The organism is Verrucomicrobiaceae bacterium, assembly GCA_016713035.1.
Lineage (GTDB): Bacteria > Verrucomicrobiota > Verrucomicrobiia > Verrucomicrobiales > Verrucomicrobiaceae > Prosthecobacter.
Map to the genome: position 1 here is coordinate 301,981 of JADJPW010000007.1, position 23,464 is coordinate 325,444.

At 59.1% G+C, this 23,464-nt stretch carries 23 protein-coding genes and 1 pseudogene; 10 read left to right on the forward strand and 14 right to left on the reverse strand.

The genetic code is table 11. The features are described 5' to 3' along the window. Positions 1-64: 64 nt before the first annotated feature. From cyoE to IPK32_20745, 3 genes are read left to right on the forward strand one after another with little or no spacing between them, the layout of a single operon-like run. A complete protein-coding gene (gene cyoE, locus IPK32_20735) occupies positions 65-961 on the forward strand; it encodes a protoheme IX farnesyltransferase (protein MBK8094317.1) in 897 nt (298 codons plus the stop codon). A gap of 40 nt (positions 962-1,001) precedes the next feature. Continuing rightward, entirely contained in the window at positions 1,002-1,727 is a 726-nt protein-coding gene (locus IPK32_20740; protein ID MBK8094318.1) for an SCO family protein, read from the forward strand. Between the two features lie 33 nt (positions 1,728-1,760). Next, positions 1,761-2,195, forward strand: a complete 435-nt coding sequence (locus IPK32_20745) for a DUF420 domain-containing protein (protein MBK8094319.1) — start codon at positions 1,761-1,763, stop codon at positions 2,193-2,195. 38 nt (positions 2,196-2,233) lie between these two features. Here IPK32_20745 and ftsA read toward each other — a convergent pair whose 3' ends face one another. The 3 genes from ftsA to lexA all read right to left on the reverse strand — a co-directional run bounded on the left by ftsA (position 2,234) and on the right by lexA (position 5,257). After that, positions 2,234-3,451: a cell division protein FtsA gene (gene ftsA / locus IPK32_20750; GenBank protein ID MBK8094320.1), complete on the reverse strand. Its 1,218-nt coding sequence runs from the start codon at positions 3,449-3,451 to the stop codon at positions 2,234-2,236. A 6-nt stretch (positions 3,452-3,457) separates the two neighbouring features. Then, positions 3,458-4,462: an FtsQ-type POTRA domain-containing protein gene (locus IPK32_20755; protein ID MBK8094321.1), complete on the reverse strand. Its 1,005-nt coding sequence runs from the start codon at positions 4,460-4,462 to the stop codon at positions 3,458-3,460. Positions 4,463-4,624: 162 nt separating this feature from the next. Next, a complete protein-coding gene (gene lexA, locus IPK32_20760) occupies positions 4,625-5,257 on the reverse strand; it encodes a repressor LexA (GenBank protein MBK8094322.1) in 633 nt (210 codons plus the stop codon). A 107-nt stretch (positions 5,258-5,364) separates the two neighbouring features. Here lexA and IPK32_20765 point away from each other — a divergent pair, with 107 nt between their 5' ends. Together IPK32_20765 and IPK32_20770 are read left to right on the forward strand one after the other, a co-directional pair. Then, complete coding sequence (locus IPK32_20765; protein ID MBK8094323.1) at positions 5,365-6,024, forward strand: tetratricopeptide repeat protein; 660 nt, start codon at positions 5,365-5,367, stop codon at positions 6,022-6,024. Between the two features lie 6 nt (positions 6,025-6,030). Continuing rightward, entirely contained in the window at positions 6,031-7,194 is a 1,164-nt protein-coding gene (locus IPK32_20770; protein MBK8094324.1) for an 8-amino-7-oxononanoate synthase, read from the forward strand. A 53-nt stretch (positions 7,195-7,247) separates the two neighbouring features. Here the strand turns inward: IPK32_20770 and secD are convergent, their stop codons facing one another. From secD to IPK32_20790, 4 genes are all read right to left on the reverse strand, one after another. Then, positions 7,248-9,656 (reverse strand): protein translocase subunit SecD, encoded by a 2,409-nt coding sequence (secD, locus tag IPK32_20775; protein MBK8094325.1) that lies wholly within the window; start codon positions 9,654-9,656, stop codon positions 7,248-7,250. Between the two features lie 52 nt (positions 9,657-9,708). After that, on the reverse strand, positions 9,709-10,056 hold the full coding sequence (yajC, locus tag IPK32_20780; protein ID MBK8094326.1) for a preprotein translocase subunit YajC: 348 nt from the start codon (positions 10,054-10,056) through the stop codon (positions 9,709-9,711). Then, positions 10,053-11,198, reverse strand: a complete 1,146-nt coding sequence (gene tgt, locus IPK32_20785) for a tRNA guanosine(34) transglycosylase Tgt (protein ID MBK8094327.1) — start codon at positions 11,196-11,198, stop codon at positions 10,053-10,055. Before tgt ends, yajC begins: the two co-directional genes overlap by 4 nt. A gap of 137 nt (positions 11,199-11,335) precedes the next feature. Beyond that, complete coding sequence (locus IPK32_20790) at positions 11,336-12,334, reverse strand: DUF3500 domain-containing protein (protein ID MBK8094328.1); 999 nt, start codon at positions 12,332-12,334, stop codon at positions 11,336-11,338. Between the two features lie 130 nt (positions 12,335-12,464). On the opposite strand from IPK32_20790, the gene IPK32_20795 reads away from it, so the two are divergent. Continuing rightward, on the forward strand, positions 12,465-13,148 hold the full coding sequence (locus IPK32_20795; protein ID MBK8094329.1) for a hypothetical protein: 684 nt from the start codon (positions 12,465-12,467) through the stop codon (positions 13,146-13,148). A gap of 7 nt (positions 13,149-13,155) precedes the next feature. Here IPK32_20795 and IPK32_20800 read toward each other — a convergent pair whose 3' ends face one another. Together IPK32_20800 and IPK32_20805 are read right to left on the reverse strand one after the other, a co-directional pair. Continuing rightward, positions 13,156-13,881 carry an endonuclease/exonuclease/phosphatase family protein gene (locus IPK32_20800; GenBank protein ID MBK8094330.1) on the reverse strand — a complete coding sequence of 242 codons (726 nt, stop codon included), beginning with the start codon at positions 13,879-13,881 and terminating at the stop codon, positions 13,156-13,158. A 74-nt stretch (positions 13,882-13,955) separates the two neighbouring features. Next, on the reverse strand, positions 13,956-15,110 hold the full coding sequence (locus tag IPK32_20805; protein MBK8094331.1) for a lactonase family protein: 1,155 nt from the start codon (positions 15,108-15,110) through the stop codon (positions 13,956-13,958). 189 nt (positions 15,111-15,299) lie between these two features. Between IPK32_20805 and IPK32_20810 the strand changes: the two are divergent. After that, a pseudogene (locus IPK32_20810) lies at positions 15,300-16,017 on the forward strand (YebC/PmpR family DNA-binding transcriptional regulator). Between the two features lie 288 nt (positions 16,018-16,305). Here IPK32_20810 and IPK32_20815 read toward each other — a convergent pair. The 5 genes from IPK32_20815 to IPK32_20835 are packed head-to-tail and all read right to left on the reverse strand — an operon-like array spanning position 16,306 to position 19,121. Then, positions 16,306-16,602 (reverse strand): Dabb family protein, encoded by a 297-nt coding sequence (locus tag IPK32_20815; protein ID MBK8094332.1) that lies wholly within the window; start codon positions 16,600-16,602, stop codon positions 16,306-16,308. A gap of 46 nt (positions 16,603-16,648) precedes the next feature. Further along, positions 16,649-17,194 (reverse strand): hypothetical protein, encoded by a 546-nt coding sequence (locus IPK32_20820; protein MBK8094333.1) that lies wholly within the window; start codon positions 17,192-17,194, stop codon positions 16,649-16,651. Position 17,195: 1 nt separating this feature from the next. Beyond that, the gene (locus IPK32_20825) at positions 17,196-17,621 is read right to left on the reverse strand and encodes a biopolymer transporter ExbD (protein MBK8094334.1); all 426 of its coding nucleotides are present in this window, start codon (positions 17,619-17,621) and stop codon (positions 17,196-17,198) included. Positions 17,622-17,645: 24 nt separating this feature from the next. Beyond that, complete coding sequence (locus IPK32_20830) at positions 17,646-18,299, reverse strand: MotA/TolQ/ExbB proton channel family protein (protein MBK8094335.1); 654 nt, start codon at positions 18,297-18,299, stop codon at positions 17,646-17,648. Between the two features lie 15 nt (positions 18,300-18,314). Further along, positions 18,315-19,121 (reverse strand): TonB family protein, encoded by an 807-nt coding sequence (locus tag IPK32_20835; GenBank protein ID MBK8094336.1) that lies wholly within the window; start codon positions 19,119-19,121, stop codon positions 18,315-18,317. 202 nt (positions 19,122-19,323) lie between these two features. Between IPK32_20835 and IPK32_20840 the strand changes: the two genes are divergently transcribed. The 3 genes from IPK32_20840 (at position 19,324) to IPK32_20850 (ending at position 23,462) form a co-directional block, all read left to right on the forward strand. Beyond that, on the forward strand, positions 19,324-21,534 hold the full coding sequence (locus tag IPK32_20840) for a TonB-dependent receptor (GenBank protein ID MBK8094337.1): 2,211 nt from the start codon (positions 19,324-19,326) through the stop codon (positions 21,532-21,534). Positions 21,535-21,590: 56 nt separating this feature from the next. After that, positions 21,591-23,117 carry a sulfatase gene (locus IPK32_20845; GenBank protein MBK8094338.1) on the forward strand — a complete coding sequence of 509 codons (1,527 nt, stop codon included), beginning with the start codon at positions 21,591-21,593 and terminating at the stop codon, positions 23,115-23,117. A gap of 63 nt (positions 23,118-23,180) precedes the next feature. Next, positions 23,181-23,462, forward strand: a complete 282-nt coding sequence (locus IPK32_20850) for a hypothetical protein (protein MBK8094339.1) — start codon at positions 23,181-23,183, stop codon at positions 23,460-23,462. Positions 23,463-23,464 lie beyond the last annotated feature (2 nt).

Here is a 23,464-nt window from a genome sequence, read left to right on the forward strand (position 1 = left end):
CGCAGCCATGCAAATTTGCCGTTTCAGTATTCTAAACACGGCCTAGTCTCCGCCCCCCAACTGTATGTCTGCCCGCGATCTGCTCACCCTCACGAAATTCCGCCTCAGTGCGCTGGTCATTGTGACCACCTTCGTGGGATTCTGGCTGCGTGCTGACCGGCCGCTGGATGTTTGGCTCATGATCCACACACTCATCGGCAGCACGCTGGCGGCTTTTGGTGCGGCGGTGTTTAATCAGCTCATGGAAATCGAGCCGGATAGCCGCATGCAGCGCACGGCAGATCGCCCGCTGCCCTCTGGCCGCGTGAGTCCATCCACGGCCTTTGGCCTGGGATGGCTGCTGAGTGCGGTAGCGCTCATTCACCTGGTCCACCGCGTGAATGTGGAGTCTGCGGCCCTCACAGCTCTGACACTGGCCGTGTACCTCTTCATCTACACACCGCTGAAGCGCCAAAGCCCGTCCAATACGCTCGTAGGTGCTGTCTCAGGCGCTTTGCCACCCCTCATCGGCTGGGCGGGCGCTGCCGGTGCTGCCGTGGGGCCTGCGCCTTACTTCCGCTGGCAGCTCATGCTGGAGCCAGGAGCGATCTACCTCTTCGTTCTGCTCTTTCTTTGGCAACTACCGCACTTTTTGGCGATCAACTGGATGTACCGTGATGAGTACCGCAAAGGCGGCTTCGTCATGCTGGCCAATGAGGACGAGCACGGTGTGCGTACCTCCCGCCATGCGCTGGCCTATGCCTTCGCGACGATGCTGCTGATGCTTTATCCCGTGTATAGCGGCGTAGCGCATGCGTGGTGGTTTTTGCCGCCAGCGTTGCTCCTCAGTGGATGGCTCAGTTGGCTTGCGCTACGCTTCAATCGCATGCCAGAGCGACCCACCGCGAGAAAGCTCTTTTTCTGCACTCTGATGTATCTACCGCTCATCCTCATCGTGACCGTGCTGGCATGGAAGCGATGAAAAAACTGTGCTCTGACCCTTTTTCTCTCCTGCAACTGCCATGTCCGCCCCTGAACCTGCTCCGAAAGCCCCGCTGAATCCCTGGTCCATCTGGATTCCGATCATCATCATCACTTTAGGCATCGTGGTGTTCTACAACTGGCTCATCTTCCGCCAGCGGCAGGAGATGGACCGTGTGAAAGCCGAGTCTGCTGGCCAAGCTGCCCGCCCAGCCATCATGAGCCGCCTGACCGATGATCTGGAGCTCACCGAGCGTAGTGGGAAAATTGTCCACCTCGCCGAGCTGCGGGGGAAAATCCTCGTCGCCTCGTGGGTCTTCACTCGCTGCTCACGTGGCTGCTCCGCCATCACCGCGCAGATGAAGGAGCTGCATGATGAATTCGCCTCCAATCCTGAGGTGCACTTCCTTTCCTTCACACTCGATACGGAGGACACGCCCGAGCAGCTCACCAAGTTCGCCAAAGGCTTCCAAATCCCGGATGACGCACGCTGGTGGTTCCTCAATGGCGACAAGACCAAGGTGCGCAATTACATGACACGCCAGTTCGGCTTCCGCCCAGTGGAGGACATTCCAGAGAATCAGCGCCTCGGGCCTGATGACAAATACATGCACGATCTGCGCATCGCCATCGTCGATCACCAGGGCCATGTGCGTGGTCTGGAAGACGTGCAAAACCAAGACCCCGCCACTGCGAAGTACTGGCAGCAGCACATCCGCCAGACGCTGCGCTACCTCATTGACCTGCGGGATGGCAAAGTGAAATAAGACCTAGAACGCAACACCTCTGATCTCTGCGCTATGACCGTCACCGAACTGCCAAAGCTCTACACCATCTTCAATGCCTGTGCCCTGCTGCACATCCTGCTGGGACTGACGATGATCAAAATCGGCCAGCGCAAAGCGCATGTGGCTAGCATGATCATCGCGCTGGCATTCTCTGCCGCTTTTCTCGGTTGTTACTTGTACTATCACTTCACGGTCGGTCATGTGCGCTTCGCTGGCACTGGCACCGTGCGCATGATCTACTTAGCTCTGCTGATCACGCATATCCCACTGGCGGTGCTGAACCTGCCGATGATCATCATGACGGTGCTACCGGCCCTGCGGCACCGTTTTGATAAGCATAAGCGCCTCGCGAAATGGACCGTGCCCGTGTGGCTCTATGTCTCCGTCACTGGCATCATCATCTACCTGATGTGCTACGTGTGGTATGGCCCACCGATCCGCGGGTGAGATGGATCACTTCCAAAACGCCAAAGGGCACCGCACCATCATAGTGCGACAGAGGAAAGCAGCTCCTGCATTCTGCGACCGAGCCTTTTGAGCGGGGAGAGATAAGGTTTCTCGCTGTCGAGGATCTGGGCGTAGCGGATGAGGCCGATGGGGGCAGAGAACTGCGGGTTTTCAAAGGTGGAGCTGATGCCACTGACGGGTGCAGAGCCTGCGCGGGTGATTTTGCGGCCAAAGACCTCATGCGCGACGTTTTCGATGCCTTTCATGAGGCTGACGCCGCCCGTGAGGAAGACGCCGGCTCCGAGGCGACCGAGGTGGTCTTCACATTTCAGCTTCACGGTCTCCAGGATCTCCTGGGTGCGGAGATACATGACTTCATTGAGCACGGCGCGGGACACCTCGCCGAGGATGAGGCCGGTATCGTCTTCGATGTTGATCATTTCATCAGGGTCGATGTCTTGGTAATCGACGCTGCCTTCTTCGACTTTGAGGCGCTCTGCGCGGCCATTGGGGATCTCCAGCGCCATCGCGATGTCATTGGTGATGTGGTCGCCACCGAGGGGGACACAGCCAGAGGCGGTGATCATGCCGTCTTCATAAAGCACGTAATCGCAGGTGCCTGCGCCGAAGTCGAGCATGAGAGCTCCCTGGGCCTTCGCCTCACGGGTGAGGACGACCTGTGCGGCGGCGACGGGGCAGAAGACGACGTCTTCGACTTCGAGCGGAATCTCACGCACACAGCGGATGGCATTCTGGATGCGGCCACGGATGCCATGGATGATGTGGTAGTCCGCTTCGAGCACGCGGCCTTCTCGGCCGATGGGCTGGCGCACGCCTTCCACGCCATCGACGATGTATTGGCGGGTGACGCTGTGGAGGAAGACGTTTTGCTGCGGGATGCTGACGTTGCGGGCGATTTCTTTGGCCTCTTCGACATCGTCCTCGGTGATCTCGGTCTGGTCGTCGGGGAGGCGGTGGCAACCGCGGTTGTTGAGGCTTTCGATGTGGGCACCGCTGACGCCGAGGAAGACATTGCGGATCATGACATCGCTGCGGTCTTCTGCACGGACGAGGGCGTCGTTGAGGCAGGTCTGCACGGTTTCAAAATCGACGATCTCGCCTTTGCGCACGCCGCGTGAAGGGGCCTGGCCGACGCCGAGGATTTTGATGGCCCCGTCTTTTTTTGCTTCACCGACGACGACGCAGATTTTGTGCGTCCCGATTTCGAGTCCAGCGTAGATGTTGCTCTTGGCCATGGCGATTTATTTGGAGGGTGTGACGGTATGCTCCGTGAGCGTGATTCCGGCGAGGTCTGGGGTGCCGTGAAAAGTGACAGGTGTGTTGCCTGCGGGGATGAGATTGAGTGTGGCGAGCTTCCACTGGCGTGTGCGGGTGCTGTGGAGCACGCGCTCGTAGCGCTCGAGCTGCTGCTCCAGATCGTCTGCGCCGAAGGTGATGACTTTGCTCTCTGCGGTGGCGAAGTGGGCCTCCATGGACCATGCATTCGGCACGATGATGAGCTTTACGGCTTCATCATTGGTCTCGGCACGGGTATTGAGCTCTTTGAGGAGGCTCAGTGCGGTGTGGACCTGGGCATTCGGGATGGGGGAGCCGTAAAAGGCCTGGCTGAGGCCATCAAAGCGGATGGTGGGCAGACTGAGGAAGTCTTTGGTGATGACCTCGCAGGGCATGGGCACGCCCTCCGCATCGAGCAGGCAGCCCGCGCCGCTGCGTGCAGCGTAGTATTTGAGCTTCGCACATTCCAGCCATGCGACGGGGATGCGCTGGGTGACATCCAGGGTGAGGCGGCCATTGTAGTCGCGGTGGATGCGCACATTTTTGACCTGGGGCAGCCTTTCTAATCGAGCGCGGACATCACGGATGTTCAGGGTGAGTAGATTCGTGTCCAGAGTGAGCGCTGTGGCACGGACGATGCGCGGCACGGAGAGAGGACCCTCTGTATTCACGACCAGTTGGCGGAGGAGGAACTGAGCATTTTTTTCGAAGGCTTCCTCCCAGACGACTTTGCCCAAAGCGATGGCTCCGATGATGACGATGAGCCAGACGGCATTACGAAAGCCGCGGCGCTTCGCTGCCTCTGCCTCCTGGGCACGGATGATGGGCGACTCGGGCTCGTAGTCGATGATGTGCGGCACAGCAGCACCTTTCCGCGTGCGGAAGGAGCGGTTGGTGGCAGAGCGCGTACTTTTTTTCGCCGAAGGCATAGCGGGAGGGCAAAATGGCAGGAAGACCGCAGGGGCGGTCATCTTTAAGACATCCTAAATAACGGATACCCAATCCGAATGCCATAATTATTCGCTAAAATTTGCGCTGGTTGGAGCAGGGCACCTAGCGCCAGAGCGGCTCTGGGCCTCTCCGCCTCTGCTAGGTGGCATTTTCTCTATTCACCACAGCACGGTGTAGGTGGCTCAGTCTCGACGGAAATGGCGGATCATGCCGACCATCACGCCCTGGATGAGTAGCTCCTGGGCAGGGAGCAGGTCTGGATAGCGCTCATTTTCAGCTTTGAGGAAGGGCTGGCCATTGCTGATGAGGTAGCGCTTCAGCGTGGTCTCGCCGTCGATGAGGGCGGCGACGATGTCTTTTTCACGGGGCTCACGGATCTCCAAAATCACAAAATCGCCGCTGCAAATGTGCGCTTCGATCATGCTGTCTCCCCGCACTTTGAGAGCAAAGCTCTTCGATGTACGTGGGATGCCGAGCGTATTCACATCCACCGAAATGCAGCCATCTGCATGCTGGGCCACATCACTGGGCATCCCCGCCGGGATGGTGCCAAATACGGGAATGTCGATGATCTCTGCGCGGTCGAGATCCTCTGGGAAGACCACGGCGCGTGCTTTATGCGCATGGCGCTGGATGACGCCTTTTTTCTCCAGTGCACGCAGGTGGCTCATGGCCGCCGTCTGGCTGGAAAAACCGAAATGTTTCTGAATGTCACGCGTGGAGGGCATCACGCCTTCCGAGCGCTGGTAGCTGCGGAGATAATCGAGCAGCTCTTGCTGGCGAGCAGTGAGCTGGGCTTCGCGTTGTCGAGGCATCATAATAGGGAAGGGTGATGTTGTTCTTGTTCGGTCGAACAATCCGACTCTACGTTCCATGTGCAAGAAGTTTTCCAGATGGCACATTCTGGGCATCATACCGCAAAATGAAGCTCATCCTCTGCCTCCTCCTCTGCGCTACTGCGCTGTCTGCCCAAGACGCCGCCGCACCACTCAATCCAGCCGCCGTCGAAAAAGTCGGTGAGCTGCCGCCACTGACCAAAGTGCTCAATCAACGTGCGGCCACCGCCTTCTCGAAAAAAGACTGGGCCACCGCCCGGAAGGCCTACCAGGAGATGATCGATCTCGATCCGCAGAATGCGCTGGTGTGGGCCAATCTGGGTGCGGTGGAGCAACAAGCCGGTGACATGAAAAAAGCCGTGCAGTGCTTTGAGAAGTCCGTGCAGAGCAATCCAGAGCTCGCTAGCTCGTGGCTCGCGCTCGGTCTGCTGCGCCTAGAGGCGGGCGATACGTATCTTGCCATCTCTGCGCTGGCACGGGCGGTGAATGAGGAGCCAGAGGATGCCCGTGCGCACAATTACCTGGCCATCGCTGCGAAAAATCTCGGATGGGCAGATGCCGCACAGGCAGAGCTGCAAAAAGCACTCACTTTGAAGCCGGATTATGGCGCTGCGCACTTCAATCTGGCGCTGATGATGCTCGATCAGCGCCCGCCGGCCATCGAGCTCGCGAAGCGGCACTACGAAAAAGCCCGCGCACTCGGCATGGAAAAAGATGAAGTCGTCGAGCGCAGGCTCAAAGAGTGATCCATCATGCGTGACTGGAGCCTGCAATCTGAACTCGATGACCTGCGTGCGCAGGATCTCTGGCGTGAGCTACGCACGCTCGATGCCGGTGAGGAGCAGCAAGTGATGCGTGATGGGCGCCTGGTGGTGAATTTCTCCTCGAACGACTATCTCGGCCTCGCAGGCTCAGAGGTGCTGCATGCGGCCTTGGAAGATGGGCTGGCGAAGCACAGCGGTGGCAGTGGTGCCTCACGGTTAGTCTGCGGCACTCAGCGTGCTCACACGGAGCTGGAGGAGGCCTTGGCGGCTTTTAAGGGCACCCAGGCGGCGCTGAGTTTCAGCAGTGGTTATGCGGTGGCGCTAGGGGTCATCCCCGCACTCCTGAGCCGTGGGGATACGATCATCCTGGATAAGCTTTGCCACGCCAGCCTAGTCGATGCAGCAAGGCTGAGCGGTGCGACGATTCGTGTCTTTCCGCATAATCATGTCGAAAAGCTCGCTCGCCTGCTGGCCACGGCCTCTGGACGTGTTTTGATCGTCACGGAGTCCATTTTCAGCATGGATGGTGATGCAGCGGCGCTGCGGGAAATCATTGAGCTAAAGGAACAGCACGGTGCCTGGCTGCTGCTGGATGAGGCGCATGCGGTGGGTGTCCTGGGCCCACAGGGCAGGGGACTGGCGGCTCAGCTAGGCCTGGAGGGCCGCGTGGAGCTGCACATGGGCACACTGAGCAAGGCACTGGGCCTCAGCGGTGGCTACCTCGCCGCTTCGCGTGTGGTCATCGACCTTCTCATCAACCGAGCTCGCAGTTTTATCTACTCCACGGCACCACCGCCGTTTCTGGCCCATGCAGCGGCACGGATGCTCGCCCATGTCGCGAGTGATGATGGAGATGCTAGGCGCCAAAAACTGCAAAATCATGTCTCCAGCCTCCAAACGGCGATTTCGGCCCCTGCACGACCTGCGGCCATTTTACCGCTCATTTTGGGTGCAGAGTCTCTGGCGCTGAAATCGAGCGCTGCGCTGCTAGCGGCAGGTTTTTTGGTCCCAGCGATCCGTTTTCCCACCGTGGCTCGTGGCAGTGCCCGCCTGCGCATCTCTCTGAGCGCGGCACATTCGACGCAGCAGGTCACACAGCTCGCGGCGGCCCTCACAGCCTATCTTCCGCCGGAAAATAAAGCATCCGTCTGACCAGCGGGGATCAGACGGATGCGAGAGGTGTTTTAGAGCTGAAGTAAGGCGGATCAGGCACGCTCGCCGGCTGCTTTGGCAGCAGCGATGGCTTGCTCGGCCTTCATTTGCTCGATCTGGGCATCGAGCACCTGGCGCTTCAGGCTGGTGCCAGTCTTCTTCGCATACCAGAGCACGAGCGGGCTGGCGATGAAGATGGAGGAGTAGGTACCGAGCAGCACACCGATGGTGATGGGCAGCGCGAACTCGAGCATGGAGGGATTCCCCAGGAAGAGGAGCACGATCATGGGTGCGAGGGCTGTGGGACCAGTAAGGAGGGTACGGGACAGCGTCTTGCAGATGGCCTCGTTCATGAGATCACGCAGGGAGCCTGCACCGCCGCGCTGGATGGTCTCGCGGATGCGGTCGAAGACGACGATGGTGTCATTGATGGAGTAACCCGCGATGGTGAGCAGCGCGCCGACGTGGATGATGCTGAGCTGCTGGCCGAAGAGGACGATCAAGCCGGGCACCATGAGCACGTCATGGAAGAGGGCGACGATGGCCGCGAGGGCGAAGGCGAACTCATAACGCACAAGCAGGTAGAGGAAGATGGCAACGAGGGCCACGGCCAATGCCCAAAGGGACGAGTACATGGACTCCTCACCCAAGACACTGCCGACGGTGGAGATGCTGGTGCTGACGTCTTTCCACTTGGCTTTGACGGCAGCGTCGATGGTGATGGCGCTGTCCTGCTCGCAGCGGATGCTGGCGAGTTTACCGCCGGTGGCGGGGTCAGATTTGAGCTGGGCGGTGAATCCACCGATCGCTTTGCCATCGGAGAGCTTCAGCGGGGTGACGAGGTCGTTCAGCTCGCTTTCAGTAGCTTCCTGACCGGCTTTGAAGACGACATCCACACGGCCACCACCACGGAAGTCGATGCCGAGGCTGTCCTTACCCTTGTAGAAGAGTGTACCAAAGGAAATGGCGGTGACGACGAGGGAGGCGATGATGAACTTGGGCGCGGTGCTGAGGATGTCCCACACCTTGTCCGGGATGATGCGGGTGGTCTTCAGCGTGGTGAGGATGCCTTTGTCGATGACCCACATGAAAATGACGCGGGTGACGATGAGTGCACCGATCATGGAGGAGATCAGACCGATCATCAGAGTGACGGCGAAGCCTTTCACCAGACCACCGGAGATGACGAAGAGGATGACAGCGGCGATGAGGGTGGTGATGTTCGAGTCCGCGATGGCGGAGAAGGCTTTTTCATACGCGGCATCCAGGGCACCCGCGAGTGTCTTGCCGTCTTCCATTTCCTCTCGTAGGCGCTCATAGATGAGCACATTCGCATCGACGGCCATACCGATGGTGAGCACCAAACCGGCGATACCGGGCATGGTGAGTGTGAACTGGAAGATGGCCATCGCTCCAAAGAGGATGCACATGTTGATGATGAGGCCGGCGATGGCCACGAGGCCCGCGAGACGGTAAATGAAGACCATGAAGAGCGTGGTCAGCGCCAGAGCGGCGATGCCTACCCACTTGCCCTGGCTGATGCTGGTCGCACCATAGGCGGAGGAGACGCTGCTCTCGGAGGCGATGACGAGCGGGTTTTCCATGGGATTGTTCAGCATGGTGGAGAGGGCAAAGGCCTCCTCCTGGCTGAAGTTCCCATTGATGACGGCGGTGCCACCGTAGTGACGCTCTTTGAGCACTGGAGCAGAGATAACGACATCATCGACGATGATGGCCATGCGGTTGCCCTGATTGCTCTGCGCGACGCCATCGAAGAGGGCGGCACCTTCACTATTGAGTGCGAGCATCACAGACCAGCCCTGGGCATCGTACATGGCACCGGCTTTGCTGACGTGCTTGCCTTCGAATTCGGTGCGGCGCTTCACGACGATGTCATCCTGCGGAGTCTCGACGCCTTTTTTGTCGATCTCGGGTTTCTGCTTCAAAAGGATGTAGGAAGGATCTCGCACTCCAGAGGTGCTCTTCAGTTCAGCGAGCTTCTGGTCATAGCCCTGCTGGACATGCACCATGCGGAACTCCAGGTGAGCGACCTGCTGGATGAGTTTGCGCACATTGTCGATCTCTGCGGGTGTGACGCCAGGCATCTGGATGACGATGCGGTTTTCACCCTGTGGCTGCATGGTGAGGTCCTTTTGGCCGTCTGGATTGAGACGCTTTTCCAGGATCTTGATGGCCTGCTGGACGGACTCCGAAGTGACAGGTTTTTCCGTGCCGTCGTCCGATTTGCCGGGCATGATCTCGACGATGAACTCCGAGCCGCCCTGGAGGTCAATCCCGAGCGGGATACCGAGCTGCTTCACACTGAGGATGGAGGAAAAGGCCGTCAGAGCGACGAGCAGGGTGCCGATGAGGCGCTTGGTCTTCTGCACGGCAGTGCCGACGTAAACGATCAGCAATAACAGGATGATAGTGCCGAGGATGAAGGTGAGGTAGGCTTGCATGGTGGGGGCTGGGAAAAGCTAAAAGGATGGTAGGAGCAATACGGGGCGGGAATCAGGCCTCGACGACGTCGGATTTTTTCGTCACGGCGGCGATCTTGGTGCGCTCGTACTCGACTTTGACGTTATCGGCGATGCGGACCATGACGGTGCGCTCTTTGAGGCTGGTGATGATGCCATGCACGCCGCATTCCATGACGACGTGGTCGCCCACCTTCGCACTGGCGACGAGCGCTTGGTGCTCCTTCATCCGCTTCTGCTGCGGACGGATGGCGATGAAGTACATCATCACGATCATGAGGACCATCATGGTCAATGGATTGCCAAAAAGTCCACCCCCTGGTGCCGGGCTAGCAGGAGCCTGTGCGAAGAAAAGGGCATGCGAGAGGGTCTGGACTGTCATGAAGAAAGGTCGGAGGCTGAGGAGGTTTTGTAACGGGCACGGACCTCCGCCCGAAACTCGGCGAAACAACCCTGTTCGATCGCTTGACGTGCCCTGGACGTGAGGGACGCGTAGAAATGCAGGTTATGCAGAGAAATCAACCGCAAACCCATGATCTCCTGAGCCTGCACGAGATGCCGGATATAGGCCCTGGAAAAGCCCCGGCACAGGGGATGCGTGTCCTCGGCTAGGTCACGGAAATCCTTCGCATAGCAGGCATTCCGCAGGTTCATCATGCCCTCATGGGTGAAGGCGGTGCCATTCCGCGCCAGCCGCGTGGGCAAAACACAGTCAAACATGTCGATCCCGCGTGCGATCAGCTCCACCACCTGCGGCGGCGTGCCCAGGCCCATCGCATAGCGGGCCTGATCCGCCGGGAGCAGCGGTGTCACCCACTCGGCGATGCGCATCATGTCCTCCTCCGGCTCGCCCACACTGAGCCCCCCGATGGCGTAACCATCAAAACCCATCGCCACCAGCTCACGGGCGGATTTTTTGCGCAAATCCTCATACACACTGCCCTGTACGATGCCGAAGTGCTGCTGCGCCCCGCCGCCGGTTTGCGGCCGATTTTGGTCAATCCAGGTCCGGCAGCGCTTGGCCCACCGGAGGGTCAAATCGAGGCTTTTTTCGGCCTCCTTGGCCTCGCAGGGGTAAGGCGTGCATTCGTCAAAAAGCATCGCGATGTCCGATCCTAGCGTCGCCTGGATCTCCATGCTCGTTTCCGGCCCGATGAACATCGGCGTGCCATCGAGGTGGTTTTGGAAGTGAACGCCCTCTTCTTTGATTTTGCGCAGTTTCGCCAGTGAGAAGACCTGGAAGCCGCCGCTATCTGTCAAAATGGGTCGGTCCCAGTTGGAGAAGGCATGCAGGCCGCCCGCCGCCTGCATGATCTCCATCCCAGGCCGTACAAAGAGGTGGTAGGTATTTCCCAGGATGATCTGGGAGTTCAGCGCCCGTAGCTCATCCGGGTGCACCCCCTTCACCGTGCCCTGCGTGCCTACCGGCATAAAAATGGGTGTCTCCACCACGCCATGCGGCGTCGTCAGCCGCCCACGGCGTGCGAGAGACGTGGGATCAGTGGCGAGGAGTTCGAAAGACATGCGGGGAGCCGGGGGAAAAAGAGCGCCGAGTGTCGCCGATGCCGTGGAAAGAGCAAGCGTCGCTCCAGAGCTCGCTGCTGTGAGTTTTGTGCCATGCAGGTGAAGCACCCCATGCTGGTGCGCTACCGTAGATGAACTTACGCGGCCGCTTTGTCGCGGATGTGGGCCCAGCAGTGGACGTGGGGTGCCCCACGGAAGAACCAGACCATATTCGGCCCTTCGATCTGCCAGACATCCCACACGCCGTCGTTGCCGAGGTCGCCTTTTTTGAAGAAGGCCATGTGCAGATTGTCGATGCCAGCGGCTTCGATGTACTGCATCGCCTCATCGGCATCATGCTTGCGGAAGGGTTTCAGCAGATCGGAGAGCACACCACGAACGAGGCCCTTTTGATCCGCTGTCATGTCCGCGAGGCGTAGGCCCTCCAGGCCACTGGTCTTGCCCGTGAGCTCGACGGTGAGATTGCCCTTTTCCTGGCGGGAGGAGTCGAGCAGGGCTTTTTCACGCTGCTTACCATCCAGCGCGGCGAAGACCTCGTTCGCACGCTTGGCTTGGTACCAATAGACATTGCCCGCGTGGTCCGGCTTCTCATTGAAGCTGCCTGCGGCGTGTCCGTAGAAGATGGGGCCGCCCAGAGCCGCTCCGCGCTCGCTATCTCCATCACAGCGGCGGGTGCAGTGGCGGCCTGTGAGCACGAACTCGAACTGATTCGTCCCCGGCTCACCAAAGAGTGCGATCGAGGCACTGCCGAAGCCGCCATCGCCTTTGTTATCGTGATCGAACTGCTTCCACACCTCTGTCTTGTACTCATCGCTGTGCAGTTTGTCGAAAATCTCACGCACCATGGCCTGCTGGTCCGCTTTGAGCACATCACGGATGGGCTGCTTCACGATGTGCCAGTTGTTATCCACCTTCTGGCGGCGGGAATCACTCCAGGGCAGGCAGATGGCGGCCTTTTGGGTGTCATCGAGTGTTTTGTAGAGCTGCGTGACCAGTGTCTCGGAGGGCAACCCAGCAGCAGCAGGTGCAGTTTCAGCAAAAGCACGACCAAAAAGCCCCGCCGTAGCCACCTGGGCACTACGGGAGAGGAATCGGCGGCGGCTGGAGGCAGGGGCAGGAGTGAGGAGCGTATTCATGGCGGTGTAGTTTTACCAAACGCCGCCGCGAGGGGGAAGTTTTACTTTTCCACGAACCTTTACTGCCAAGGCACGCCGCCCTCACCTTTGCGCTTGTCATGAGAAGTGATTTTTGATTGAAAGCAGGCGCATGAAAAAATTCAGCCGCCTCTTCATCACCATCACGACCTGCGCACACCTCATCAGCTGCGCTGGATTGAGCAAAAAGCAACGGGAGCAGATGACCTCCATTCATCTGCCGGCCACCGCACAGAATGAAAAAGCCTACATGCAGCCCACCTTCACCTCGAATGCATCCGCAGGCACCATCGGCTTCATGAGCGGCTTTGCAGGCGGCATCATCGGTGGCGTGATCGCGGCGACAGTCGTGGGAGCCGCCGAAAAGGTCAAAAGTAACCAGCATAAGCCCGTCTCCGACGTCATCGCTCAAACAGTGCCTACCGATGTGAATCAAATGGTGAGCAAAGAGCTCGCGACATCTCTCAAAACGGTGCCCTTCTTCCAAACCCGCCTGACGGACAATCCCGCTGCCCCATGGAAGCTCGTCTCCACCGTCGTTCGCCATGGTTTGCAGAAGAATTTCGGCAACACACACTCGCCCGTGGTTTACGTGGAGACCTATTTCCAGAGCAATGACCCCAAAAAGGTGCTGAAGCTCATTCACTCGAATGAAACGATGGCGAAAAATCAATACGCCAAGATCGAAGAATACGCCGCCAATCCCAAAATGCTCCGCCAGCACTATGAGGCCGCTGCGCACGATGCCGTCACGGCCCTCACCAAGACGCTAGAAGCCCGCACCAAGTCAAAATAGCGCCCAGCTATGCTCCGGGCAGCGCTAAGTCCACGACGACCGGAAAATGATCCGAAGCAGGGATGCGCACGACTTGTGCGTTCTGGCAGCGCCATGCGTGTGACTGCACCATCACATGATCCATGCGGCGGCGTAGTGTGAGGATGGATGTCGGCCACTCCCAAGTCGGGGAGCGTGAATCGAACTGGGAAAGCACATTGAGCATGCCACGCTTCTCCAGCCATTGCACCGCGAGCCCGCGTGGTGACTCGTTAAAGTCCCCGCATACGATGTTGGGCTGATTTGGATCGAGATGCTTCGCAAAGCGGATGATTTCTGCTTCGCGGTCATCGTTTGTCGTCACATAGCCTGTGACAGCACTGCCAGATTCACTGACAGGTGGTCGCAAATGGACGTTGAGCACGGGCACCAAACGCCCCGCATGATGGAAAGACATGATCCAGGCATCGAACCACCCAGTCGTGGATCTAATATAGGACACCTCTCGGCCACGGATGCGCGAAAGGAAGGCCAGCCCTCCACCCATCCGCCCCTCGGATTCACGAAAGACGCGGAACGGATACAAATCGCTCAAGCGCTGTGCCAACGTTGCCTCCCACTCAGCATTCGTCTCCTGCAAACAAATGACATCCGCCTGGGAGGCACGCAAAAACGCTGCGACACGATCTGGAAAAGATACGCCCCAGTTCACATTCCAGGTGACCATGCGCAGTGTGCCCGGTTGGCGTTCCACCAATGGCTGATGGATCGGGGCCGCGCATGCACCGAGAAACAGAGCAAGGACGAGCGAAAGGTAGCGCATGAGCTTTACTCGACGGCTAGGAAGCGCACGCAGATGCTGCCGGGGACTTCGACTTTGGTGCCGGTGAAGGTGAGTTTGCCGCTTTCCGCGTCCACTTTGAAGAGGGCGGCGGTGCCGCTGTTTTGATGCGCAGCGATGAGCCATTTGCCGGTGGGATCGAGGCAGATGTTGCGCGGGATCTGGCCTTCGACGGGCACATTTTGGAGGAGGGTGAGCTTCCCAGTGGTGGGATCACAGGCGAAGACGGCGATGGTGTCATGCGTGCGATTGGAGACATAGACGTTTTTGCCATTCGGATGTGCCAGGGTCTCTGCGGTGCTGAAGCCGGGCTTGCCGCGATCTGCCTCTGGCAGCGTGGAGACGGTCTCGATCTCGGTCATGGCTCCTGTGGCGGCGTCATAGGCGAAGACGGTCTCCGTCATGGCCATTTCGTTGTTCACGAAGATGAATTTGCCACTAGGGTGAAAGGCGAGATGGCGCGGGCCACCACCTGCGGGCGTTTTGGCAAAAGCGGGGTCGTTTGGCGTGAGTTTGCCGCTCGCAGGATCGACTTTGTAGATGAGCACTTTGTCGAGCCCGAGGTCGCAGGCGAAGGCGAAGCGGTTATCTGGGCTGAAATTGACGCTGTGGGCATGCGGGCCGGCTTGGCGCTTCGGGTCGATGCTGCTGCCTTCATGCTGAATGAAGCTGGCGGGCTCACTGAGCTTGCCCTCGGCACTGATGGAGTAGGAGGCGACGCTGCCGCTGCCGTAGTTGGCCAAAGCGGCCATTTTCCCGCTGGCATCGACATTGACGTGGCAGGGCCCATTGCCGACAGCGCTGGATTGATTGATGAGCGTGAGTCGGCCGCTGCCAGAGTCGATGGTGAAGGAGCTGATGCCGCCGCCTTTTTTGCCATCTGGCCCAGTGACGTCACCGATGGCGAAAAGATACTTTTTGGAGGGATGGATGGCCAAGAAACCGGGATTTCCGGCCTCGGCGGCGAGTTCTGGCTGAGTGAGCTGACCGCTGCTGCTGTTGAAACGAGCGACGTAGATGCCTTTGGAGCCATTTTTGGCATTCGTATTGGTCCCAAAGTAAACGAGGTAGTTTTCACCCGCTGACGCTGAGGTCATGACGAGCGTGGAAAGAGCAGCGGCGGTGAGGAATAGGCGTTTCATGGCCCGCGATGCTGACGGACAGGGCGCAGATGGTCAAGGATGTGGATCGGGAAAAACGCCCCAGCGGGAAAACCGAGTTTTTTGAGCCTCGGTGCTTCTCAAGGGCTGCTGTGAGCCTTGCATTCCACGCGGGCCTTTCTTCTATGGTGATCCCTTTTCACTACAACTACACTCTGAGAGACACATCACATGGGCGCACAATGGAAACAAAAATGGCGTGAACTCGCCGCAGACCAAAAAGGCAAGATCGTGGGCAAGCTGGTGCGTGAAATCCAGGTCTCCGTGCGATTGGGCGGTGCTCATCCCGAGTTCAATCCCCGACTGGCCGCTGCGCTGGTGAATGCCCGGAAGCAGAGTGTCTCAAAAGGACACCATCGAGCGTGCGATCGCGAAAGGCAGCGGCACGGGTGCGGATGCGGTGCAGTTTGAGACGGTGATTTATGAAGGATTCACTCCACACCGCGTGCCTGTGATCGTGGAATGCCTCACGGATAACAATAACCGCACGTCTTCCGAGGTGCGGGTGCTCTTCCGCGCGGGGAGCATGGGCAAGGTGATGTGGATGTTTGACCATGTGGGCCAGATCGAGGCGCATCATGCGGATAAGTCGCTGGACATCGAAGTCGCCGCACTGGAGGCAGAGGCGGATAATGTGGAGCCGATGGAGATCGAGGACGAAGAATTCGCCGGACACATCGGGGCACGTTTTTTCACTCCGACGACGAGCCTGGATGCGGTGACAAAGGCACTCAAAGCGGTGGGTTGGCAGATCACGAGCTCTGAAATGGCCTACGTGCCGAAGGAATACCCTGAGATCACCGATGAGCAGCGTGAAGAGGTCACAAACTTCCTCCAAGCACTGGATGGTCACGATGATGTGCACCGCGTGTATGCGGCGCTGAAGTAGCCATCTGCGACGATGCAGCTCCCCTCACGGCCAGGGCTTACGTATGAAATGGCGAAGTGAACCTGGAACATATCAAGCAGATGACAGGATTAACAAGATTACAGGATTATGCAGGATTTTATCCTGGGTAACTCGGTGTGGTCGCGGCAATTTCAAAGCTCTGCCCTTGCTGATGTTAAGCCGCTATCAAGTTACATGCCGTTAATCCTGCATAATCCTGAAAATCTTGTTAATCCTGTCCTCATTTCCAGCCGTACAATCGCATCAATTTGGTGCGTAGGCCCTGCCTCACGGCACATGCGGCACGTAGTCGATCTCCATGAAGTCCTCCACCTCTGGTAGCCAGCGCTGCTGCACAAAAGCGGTGTGCTCTGGATGATCGCTATAGCCTGAGTAAGCTGCCGCATCGGCGAACTCCATCGAGAGGCCGAAGGTGAAGGCATTCTTCGGACTGACCTGCCGCAGGCACTCAAAGCGCTGCACTCCCGGAATAGCCGCCAGGAGGCAGGCTGCATGCAGGAAATCACGCTCGGCATCGGAGCCAGGAGCGTGCTTGAGGCGGAAGACGACGGTATGGCGAATCATGGCGGCGCGGGAGTCTGGTGGACTTTGCAAAGTGGATGGATGCCCTTTAGCGGCTCTTGGTGAGCTTGTTGTACTTTTCGACCAGTTCGTTGAATTCCTGGGTGCGGGCGTTGAGCTTGGTGATGGCGGCATCACGCTCGGAGGTGAGGGTTTTGAGCATGGCGTTTTGTTTGGCGATGGCGTCGTTCTGCGCGGCGACGGCGCTGTTATGCTCTTTGAGCGCGGTGCTGCTCTTACCAACGGCGGATTCGTAAACGGCGAGCTTGCCCTGCATTTCCGCCCGCTCGGCGAGGAAGAGGGCCAGCGTGATGCCGCGGGCGGCGCTGTCATTGCGGGTGGCGTTCAGTTCCTCGGTGACGACGAGGAGCTTGGCCTCGACTTCGGCACGGAGTGCGGTGAGGCGCTCGATTTCTTTGGCGTATTCGGCGATTTTGCGCTCGCCGTCGATGCGGAGTGCATTTTCGGCTTCCAGCTTCTTCACCAAGTCGCTGATATGGCCACGGAGGCGGTCCTCTCGCACCCATTGCACGACGCAGACGGCACAGAGTCCGAGCGAGACGAGGACGATGAGGGTGTTGAGGAAGCGCTTCATGTTACTTCGCGGCGGCGGGTGCGGCGGGTTTGACGTTGAAGGCCACTTTGGTGAAGCCAGTGCGTTTGACGATGTCGAGGAGCTTCACCATGTCTGCGAAGCGTGTGTTCACATCGCCGCTGATATAGACGGGTGTGGCTTTGTTTTTCGCAAAACGGGTGGCGAGCTCGTTTTCGAGCTGCGGGAGTGTGACGGGGCTTTTATTGGAGAAAAGATCGCCTTTGGCATCGACCGCCAGATTGACCATGTCGGGCTTGAAATCGCCCTGCGCGGCGGAGGCGATGGGCAGATCGACTTTGATGGTCTGCTGCTTGGTCATGGTGAGGCTGACCATCATGAAGGAGGCCAGGAGGAAGAACATGACGTCGATGAGCGGGATGATTTCCAGCCGGGTCTTTTTTTCGGGGAGTGGTGAGTGGAGCTTCACGGAGGCGTTCTCGGTTCGCAGTTCTCAGTTCCCGGTTTTGGGGCCGGTTTTATCGAAGCCGTGCTGAGCGGCTAGGATGAGGACGTTGTTCGCGGCGGCTTCGAGGTCGAATTTGAGGGCTGCGAGGCGGCTGTGAAAGTAATTCATGGGCACGAGGGTGCCGATGGCGATGCCCAGGCCGGCTGCGGTGGCGATGAGGGCCTCACCGATGCCGCCGGTGACTTTTTCCACGGCCAGCTCACTGCTGCCGATGCTGGTGAAGCTGCCCATGATGCCGGTGACGGTGCCCATGAGCCCCAGCAGCGGGGCGAGGGTGACGATGGTGTCCATGGCGCTGAGGAAGCGGCCTGCATCACGTAGCTCCTGCCCAGCGGCGACTTCCAGCGCACCCTGCATGCTGGAGAAGCGGTGATTCAGCCCGTGATGGATCATGCGCACGACGGGGTCGGTGCTGTCTTTGGACTGCGAGACCGCAGAGGAGAGATTTCCGGCCTCCAGGGCTTCATACACGGCTTCGAGCCGCTTTGAATCACGCTTCGCGGCAAGGCGTAGCCACCAAAAAACCCGCTCTACAAAGACACAGATGGCAAACAGAGCCACGACGAGAATCGGCCACATGATCGGGCCGCCTTTGTGGATGAAGTCGATGACGATGTTGGCGAGCATGGGAGATGGCAGGTGGAGCATGGTGACTCAGCGGAGGCGGAAGGTGAAGCGCTTGCTGTAGGTGCTGGAGGAGCTGGAGGGTGTGGCGCGGAAATTCCGCCGCACATAATCGGCGGTGCTCTGATCCAGAGCGCTGTATCCACTGGTGCCGGTGACACGGACACTGGAGACATAGCCACTGGGGGCAAAGGTGATGGCCAGACTGACCGTGCCCTGCATGCGGGCAGCTTTGGCAAAGGAGGGATAGGGTGGCGAAGACTGGCTAATGCGGCGGGTGCCACCTGAGGAGCCGCCCGCAGAGCCACCTGGGCTTCCGCCCTTGCTGGTGGAGCTGGAAGCGCTGCGCGAGGCTGTGGAACTGCTTTTTCGCGGGGTAGGGCTCGGGCGGGGCCGGGGCTTGTACTCGGGCTCGATGGGTCGGAGGGCGTTTTCGATCTTTGGGGCCGTGGGGATGGCAAAGATGTCTTTTTCCGTGAGTGCCTCTGCGATTTCCGGCAGATCGAGATCGAGCGGTGGGGCCTCTGGCAGCTCAGTGAGCTCGCTGGGCACCTCGGTGGGGATTTCCTCCGTCGATGGCTCGCTAGAGTCTTCTTCTTGCGTCGTGAGCTCTGCCATCGGTGCATCCCAGAGCGGCAGTTCCTCGATCTTTGGCTCTACGTAGTGGCTTTGTAGGGTGAAGGGTGGAACATCCACCGCAGCCATGCCGGTGATACCGACGGCCAAAAAGCTACCACTCAACCCCAAGAGCCAGCACATCCCCACGGGCACCTCCTGCAGTAGCGAACGGATTCGCCATGCGAGGGTAGTTGGAGGTGGGGTGACGGCCTGAGACATGGGTGAGGCGAGTGGGGACGGGAGAATGGTGGGCTGCGAGGGCTTTTTTTACACCAAAGTTGTGTAGCGGGCGAGAATGATGCGTGTGGAGTCTGCGCCGTCAAATTGCAATTGAGACTCTGTCGCAAAAAAGAACTTGCGGCGCCCATCCGAGGTGCTAATTCTGCCTCTACTGCGACAGAATCTCAATATCATCAAACCCATGCACCTCCCCGCTCGCTCCGTTTCACCAGCCTCCATGGCTCGTTTCGGCCCCATTTTGGCCCTCGCGGCCTTTTTGGGCCTCGTTGTGGCCTCTCACGCGCAGTTCTTCCCCGGCGAGGCGACCGACTTCATCATCGCCGACCGTGAGCAGGCGAGGTTACGAGTCCTGGCGGACCTAGCAGCGACAGAGCTGGAGGAAACCGTCATCACGGCAGAGTCGGAGGAGGAGGCCAAAGTCCAACTACCCTTCCCCCAGGCCGTCGAGGGCACTCGCATCTACTCTGGCAAGCGTGCGACAGTGATCGATCTCGATGCACTGCCGAAGGTGCAGGCAAATAACTACCGCCAAGCGCTGTCCTCGACTCCGGGGCTGCTTTTTTCAGAGGAAACGACGCCACTAGTGAGTGTGGGCTACCGCGGGCTAGGGGAGCCACACCGCTTCCAGTTCATGCAGGTGATGAAGGATGGAATCCCGATCCACGCCGACCAATTCGGCTACCCAGAGGCTTATTACACGCCACCGCTCGATGTGGTGGACCGGATCGACTTTGTGCGCGGCGGCGGATCGCTCATGTATGGCCCACAGCCAGGCGGTGCCTTTAATTACATCACCAACATGCCATCGCGTGATCGCCAGTTCGGCTTCCGCACGCAGAATATCTTCGGCACGGATAATCTATTCTCCAGCTACACGGCAGCAGACGGCACGATCGGGAACTTGGGCTACTACGGCTACTACAACCACCGCAGCAGCGAGGGCTTCCGCGACCATAACAGCGACTACCGACTCGACGGCGGCAATGCCAAGCTGGTGTACGATTTCAGCAAAGACACGCGGCTCATTTTCAATCTGGACCTGTATGAAGAAGAGCACGGCGAGCCAGGTGGGCTCACCCAGGCCGCCTTCGCCAGCAATCCCTCCGCCACTACTCGTCTGCACGACCGCTTCCGGCTGAAGCGCTACGCCGCCAGCGCCGAGCTCCAACATAAAATCAAAGAAGGTACTGAACTGAGTGTGAAGTCATGGGGTGGCTTCTACGAGCGCTGGAGCAAGCGCCAGACCGGCGGTGGATTCGGCATCATGCCACTGACGACGACCAACAACATCGAGCAGCAGCAGTTCTACACCTTTGGCATCGAGCCGCGTGTGCGCCACGACTGGGAGGCATGGGGTGAGAAGCACACCCTGGCCGCTGGGATGCAGTTCTACTACGCCTACTCACCGCGTGAGGATCGTCGTGGCTTCACCCCCGATGCCGAAGACGGGAATCTCTTCCTCGACTCCACGCGTGAGACGACCTACGGCAGCGTTTTTGCGGAGAATAAATTCACCTTCGGCAAATTCAGCGTCACACCGGGCTTCCGCATGGAGCTGATCCGCCAGCAGGTCCACTCACGGAACTTCAATCCCCTCACTGGCGCTTTCACGGGTGAAACGGGCAAGGTCAAAGAAGAGGCGCAGCCGCTCTTCGGCATCGGTTTTTCCTACGACCTGGGGCGCGACAGCATGCTGTATGCGAACGTCTCACAGAGCTACCGCACCACGGTCTTCACGGAATCCATCGTCGCCCAGCCGGGCCTCACCGCCACGGATGCCACACCCAGCCTGACCTGGAGTTACGAGCTCGGAGCCCGTGGTCGTCCGGTGAAGTGGTTCAGCTACGACACGAGCCTCTTCTTCATCGACATGGACAACCGCTTCGGTGTCGGTGGTGGGCAGCTCCGCAGCGTCGGCCGCAGCATCAACTACGGCTGGGATGGCGCAGTGGATATGGACCTCATCGCCCTCGCGGACAAGCTCGCCGGACGTGATGTGGAGCGCGGCCATAGCCTCAATCTCTACGCCAATGCCTCCCTGCTGCAGGCCCAGCTGCACGGTGGTCCATTCGATGGCAACACGCCGCAATACGCACCCGACTACATGATCCGCACCGGCCTCATCTACAAACGCGGCGATAAGGTCAAGATCGCGTTCACCGGCACCTTCGTGGCAGATCACAATGCGCAGGATGCCGCCGCTGCCGCCTTCGAAATCCCCGCCTACATGACCTGGGATCTCACCGCCGAAGTGAAAGTGCATAAAAACCTCACTCTCATGGCCGGCATCAATAACCTCTTTGATGAGAGCTACTACGCCCGTGTGCGCAATGACGGCATCGATCCCGCCTATGGCCGCAATTTCTACCTCGGCGGCATGGTCAGCTTCTAACAGAAGCGGCAAGCCGCAAGATCGAGGTCCAGCAATGAGTTCATGTCCCAGATCACATGAAATCACTCCTCACCGTCTTTTTGCTCGCTCTCCCAGTCCTCGCCGCCGAGCGGCCAAACATCCTTTTCGCCATCGCGGATGACTGGGGGCCCCACGCGAGTGCCTACGGCACACCTTGGGTCAAAACACCGCACTTTGACCGTGTGGCAAAGGATGGCCTGCTCTTCAAACACGCCTACACACCGAACGCCAAGTGCGCACCCTCCCGCGCATGCATCCTCACAGGTCGGAATTCCTGGCAGCTCAAAGAAGCCGCCAATCACATCTGCTACTTCCCGCCCGAGTTCAAAGGCTGGGGAGAAGCCCTGGCCGAAAAAGGCTGGAATGTCGGCCACACCACCAAAGGCTGGGGCCCCGGAGTCGCCAAAGACGCCAGCGGCAAACCACGCGAAATGACCGGCAAAGCCTACAACAAGCGCAAAGCCAAACCACCGACCTCCGAGATCGGAAACAACGATTACGCAGCGAATTTCGCTGACTTCCTGGATGCAGCACCCGCAGACCAGCCCTGGGCCTTCTGGTGCGGCTCCATCGAGCCCCATCGTGGCTATGAGTTCGGCAGCGGTGTCAAAAAAGGCGGTAAAAAGCTCACCGACATCGACCACGTCCCAGCCTACTGGCCCGACAATGACATCATCCGCAATGACATGCTCGATTACGCCTTTGAGGTCGAGTACTTCGACTCGCATGTCGGCCGCATGCTCGCCGAGCTCGAAAAACGTGGCCTACTGGAAAACACCCTCGTCATCGTCACCGCCGATCACGGCATGCCATTCCCACGCAGCAAAGGAAACGCCAATGTACAGGCCAATCACGTCCCCTTCGCCGCCATGTGGAAAAAGGGCATCACTGCCCCAGGCCGCGTGATTGATGATTTCGTGAGCTTCGTCGATCTAGCGCCCACTTTCATCGAAATCGCCGGTTTGAAGTGGAGTGACACTGGCATGGCCCAGAGCCCCGGCCGCAGCCTGACCGATCTTTTTGCCAACAAACCCGCCCACACCCGCGATCACGTCCTCCTCGGCAAAGAACGCACCGATGTAGGCCGACCGAACGACTGGGGCTACCCCATCCGCGCCATTCTCACGCATGAAAACGTGCTCATCGAGAACTTCGAGCCCACACGCTGGCCCGGTGGCAATCCCGAGACGGGCTACATGGACTGCGACGCCGGAGCGACGAAGAGCTTCATCCTCGAAGCACATCGCAAGAACCCGAGCGATCCCTTTTGGCAGCTCTGTTTCGGCATACGGCCCGCGCTGGAGTTCTACGACCTCAAAGCCGATCCCGACTTCGTCAAAAACCGCCCTGCTGATGCCCGCGCCACGGCACTGCGTGATCGACTCCACACCGAGCTCCAAACCCAAGGCGATCCACGCATGGATGGCAAAGGCGAGCTCTTCGACAAATACGAACACGCCTCCAAGCCCAACGTCGGCTTCTACGAGAAATTCATGCGCGGTGAACCCGTGAAAGCGAACTGGATCAACCCAACAGACATCGAACGCACTCCACTGCCCTGAGGAGAATATCAGCGGGAAATTCCACCAGACACCGCCGCTGCCTGCCGGTAAAAACACGCCGCCATGAATGTCGCTCTCACCATCATCTCTGCGCTCATCGTCATCGGATGGCTCATCCTCATGCTCTGGAGCTGGTTCACTCCTTCCCCACCCTCCACGACAAAGGAATCTGACCCCGAGAGTGATCGTGAGATCGGTTATCTCGTCGGTTTACTCGGCGGCAGCATCGAGACCGCCGCACACGTCCGCTACGCCATCTCGCGGCTAGAAGAGGATCTCGGCCGCAAAGCCACCCTTCATGAAAAAGCCACCGCCGTAGGCGTCACGCTCGGCTCAGGAGGCTGAGT

Excerpts from the sequence above, each read along its gene's own strand:
- IPK32_20815 (MBK8094332.1), bottom strand. The coding sequence starts at position 16,602 with ATGATTCGCCATACCGTCGTCTTCCGCCTCAAGCACGCTCCTGGCTCC.
- IPK32_20850 (MBK8094339.1), top strand. The coding sequence starts at position 23,181 with ATGAATGTCGCTCTCACCATCATCTCTGCGCTCATCGTCATCGGATGG.
- tgt (MBK8094327.1), bottom strand. The coding sequence starts at position 11,198 with ATGTCTTTCGAACTCCTCGCCACTGATCCCACGTCTCTCGCACGCCGT.
- IPK32_20790 (MBK8094328.1), bottom strand. The coding sequence starts at position 12,334 with ATGAATACGCTCCTCACTCCTGCCCCTGCCTCCAGCCGCCGCCGATTC.
- IPK32_20845 (MBK8094338.1), top strand. The coding sequence starts at position 21,591 with ATGAAATCACTCCTCACCGTCTTTTTGCTCGCTCTCCCAGTCCTCGCC.
- IPK32_20745 (MBK8094319.1), top strand. The coding sequence starts at position 1,761 with ATGACCGTCACCGAACTGCCAAAGCTCTACACCATCTTCAATGCCTGT.
- IPK32_20840 (MBK8094337.1), top strand. The coding sequence starts at position 19,324 with ATGCACCTCCCCGCTCGCTCCGTTTCACCAGCCTCCATGGCTCGTTTC.
- IPK32_20805 (MBK8094331.1), bottom strand. The coding sequence starts at position 15,110 with ATGAAACGCCTATTCCTCACCGCCGCTGCTCTTTCCACGCTCGTCATG.
- IPK32_20740 (MBK8094318.1), top strand. The coding sequence starts at position 1,002 with ATGTCCGCCCCTGAACCTGCTCCGAAAGCCCCGCTGAATCCCTGGTCC.
- lexA (MBK8094322.1), bottom strand. The coding sequence starts at position 5,257 with ATGCCTCGACAACGCGAAGCCCAGCTCACTGCTCGCCAGCAAGAGCTG.
- IPK32_20765 (MBK8094323.1), top strand. The coding sequence starts at position 5,365 with ATGAAGCTCATCCTCTGCCTCCTCCTCTGCGCTACTGCGCTGTCTGCC.
- ftsA (MBK8094320.1), bottom strand. The coding sequence starts at position 3,451 with ATGGCCAAGAGCAACATCTACGCTGGACTCGAAATCGGGACGCACAAA.
- IPK32_20770 (MBK8094324.1), top strand. The coding sequence starts at position 6,031 with ATGCGTGACTGGAGCCTGCAATCTGAACTCGATGACCTGCGTGCGCAG.
- yajC (MBK8094326.1), bottom strand. The coding sequence starts at position 10,056 with ATGACAGTCCAGACCCTCTCGCATGCCCTTTTCTTCGCACAGGCTCCT.
- IPK32_20755 (MBK8094321.1), bottom strand. The coding sequence starts at position 4,462 with ATGACCGCCCCTGCGGTCTTCCTGCCATTTTGCCCTCCCGCTATGCCT.
- IPK32_20835 (MBK8094336.1), bottom strand. The coding sequence starts at position 19,121 with ATGTCTCAGGCCGTCACCCCACCTCCAACTACCCTCGCATGGCGAATC.
- IPK32_20795 (MBK8094329.1), top strand. The coding sequence starts at position 12,465 with ATGAAAAAATTCAGCCGCCTCTTCATCACCATCACGACCTGCGCACAC.
- secD (MBK8094325.1), bottom strand. The coding sequence starts at position 9,656 with ATGCAAGCCTACCTCACCTTCATCCTCGGCACTATCATCCTGTTATTG.
- IPK32_20820 (MBK8094333.1), bottom strand. The coding sequence starts at position 17,194 with ATGAAGCGCTTCCTCAACACCCTCATCGTCCTCGTCTCGCTCGGACTC.
- cyoE (MBK8094317.1), top strand. The coding sequence starts at position 65 with ATGTCTGCCCGCGATCTGCTCACCCTCACGAAATTCCGCCTCAGTGCG.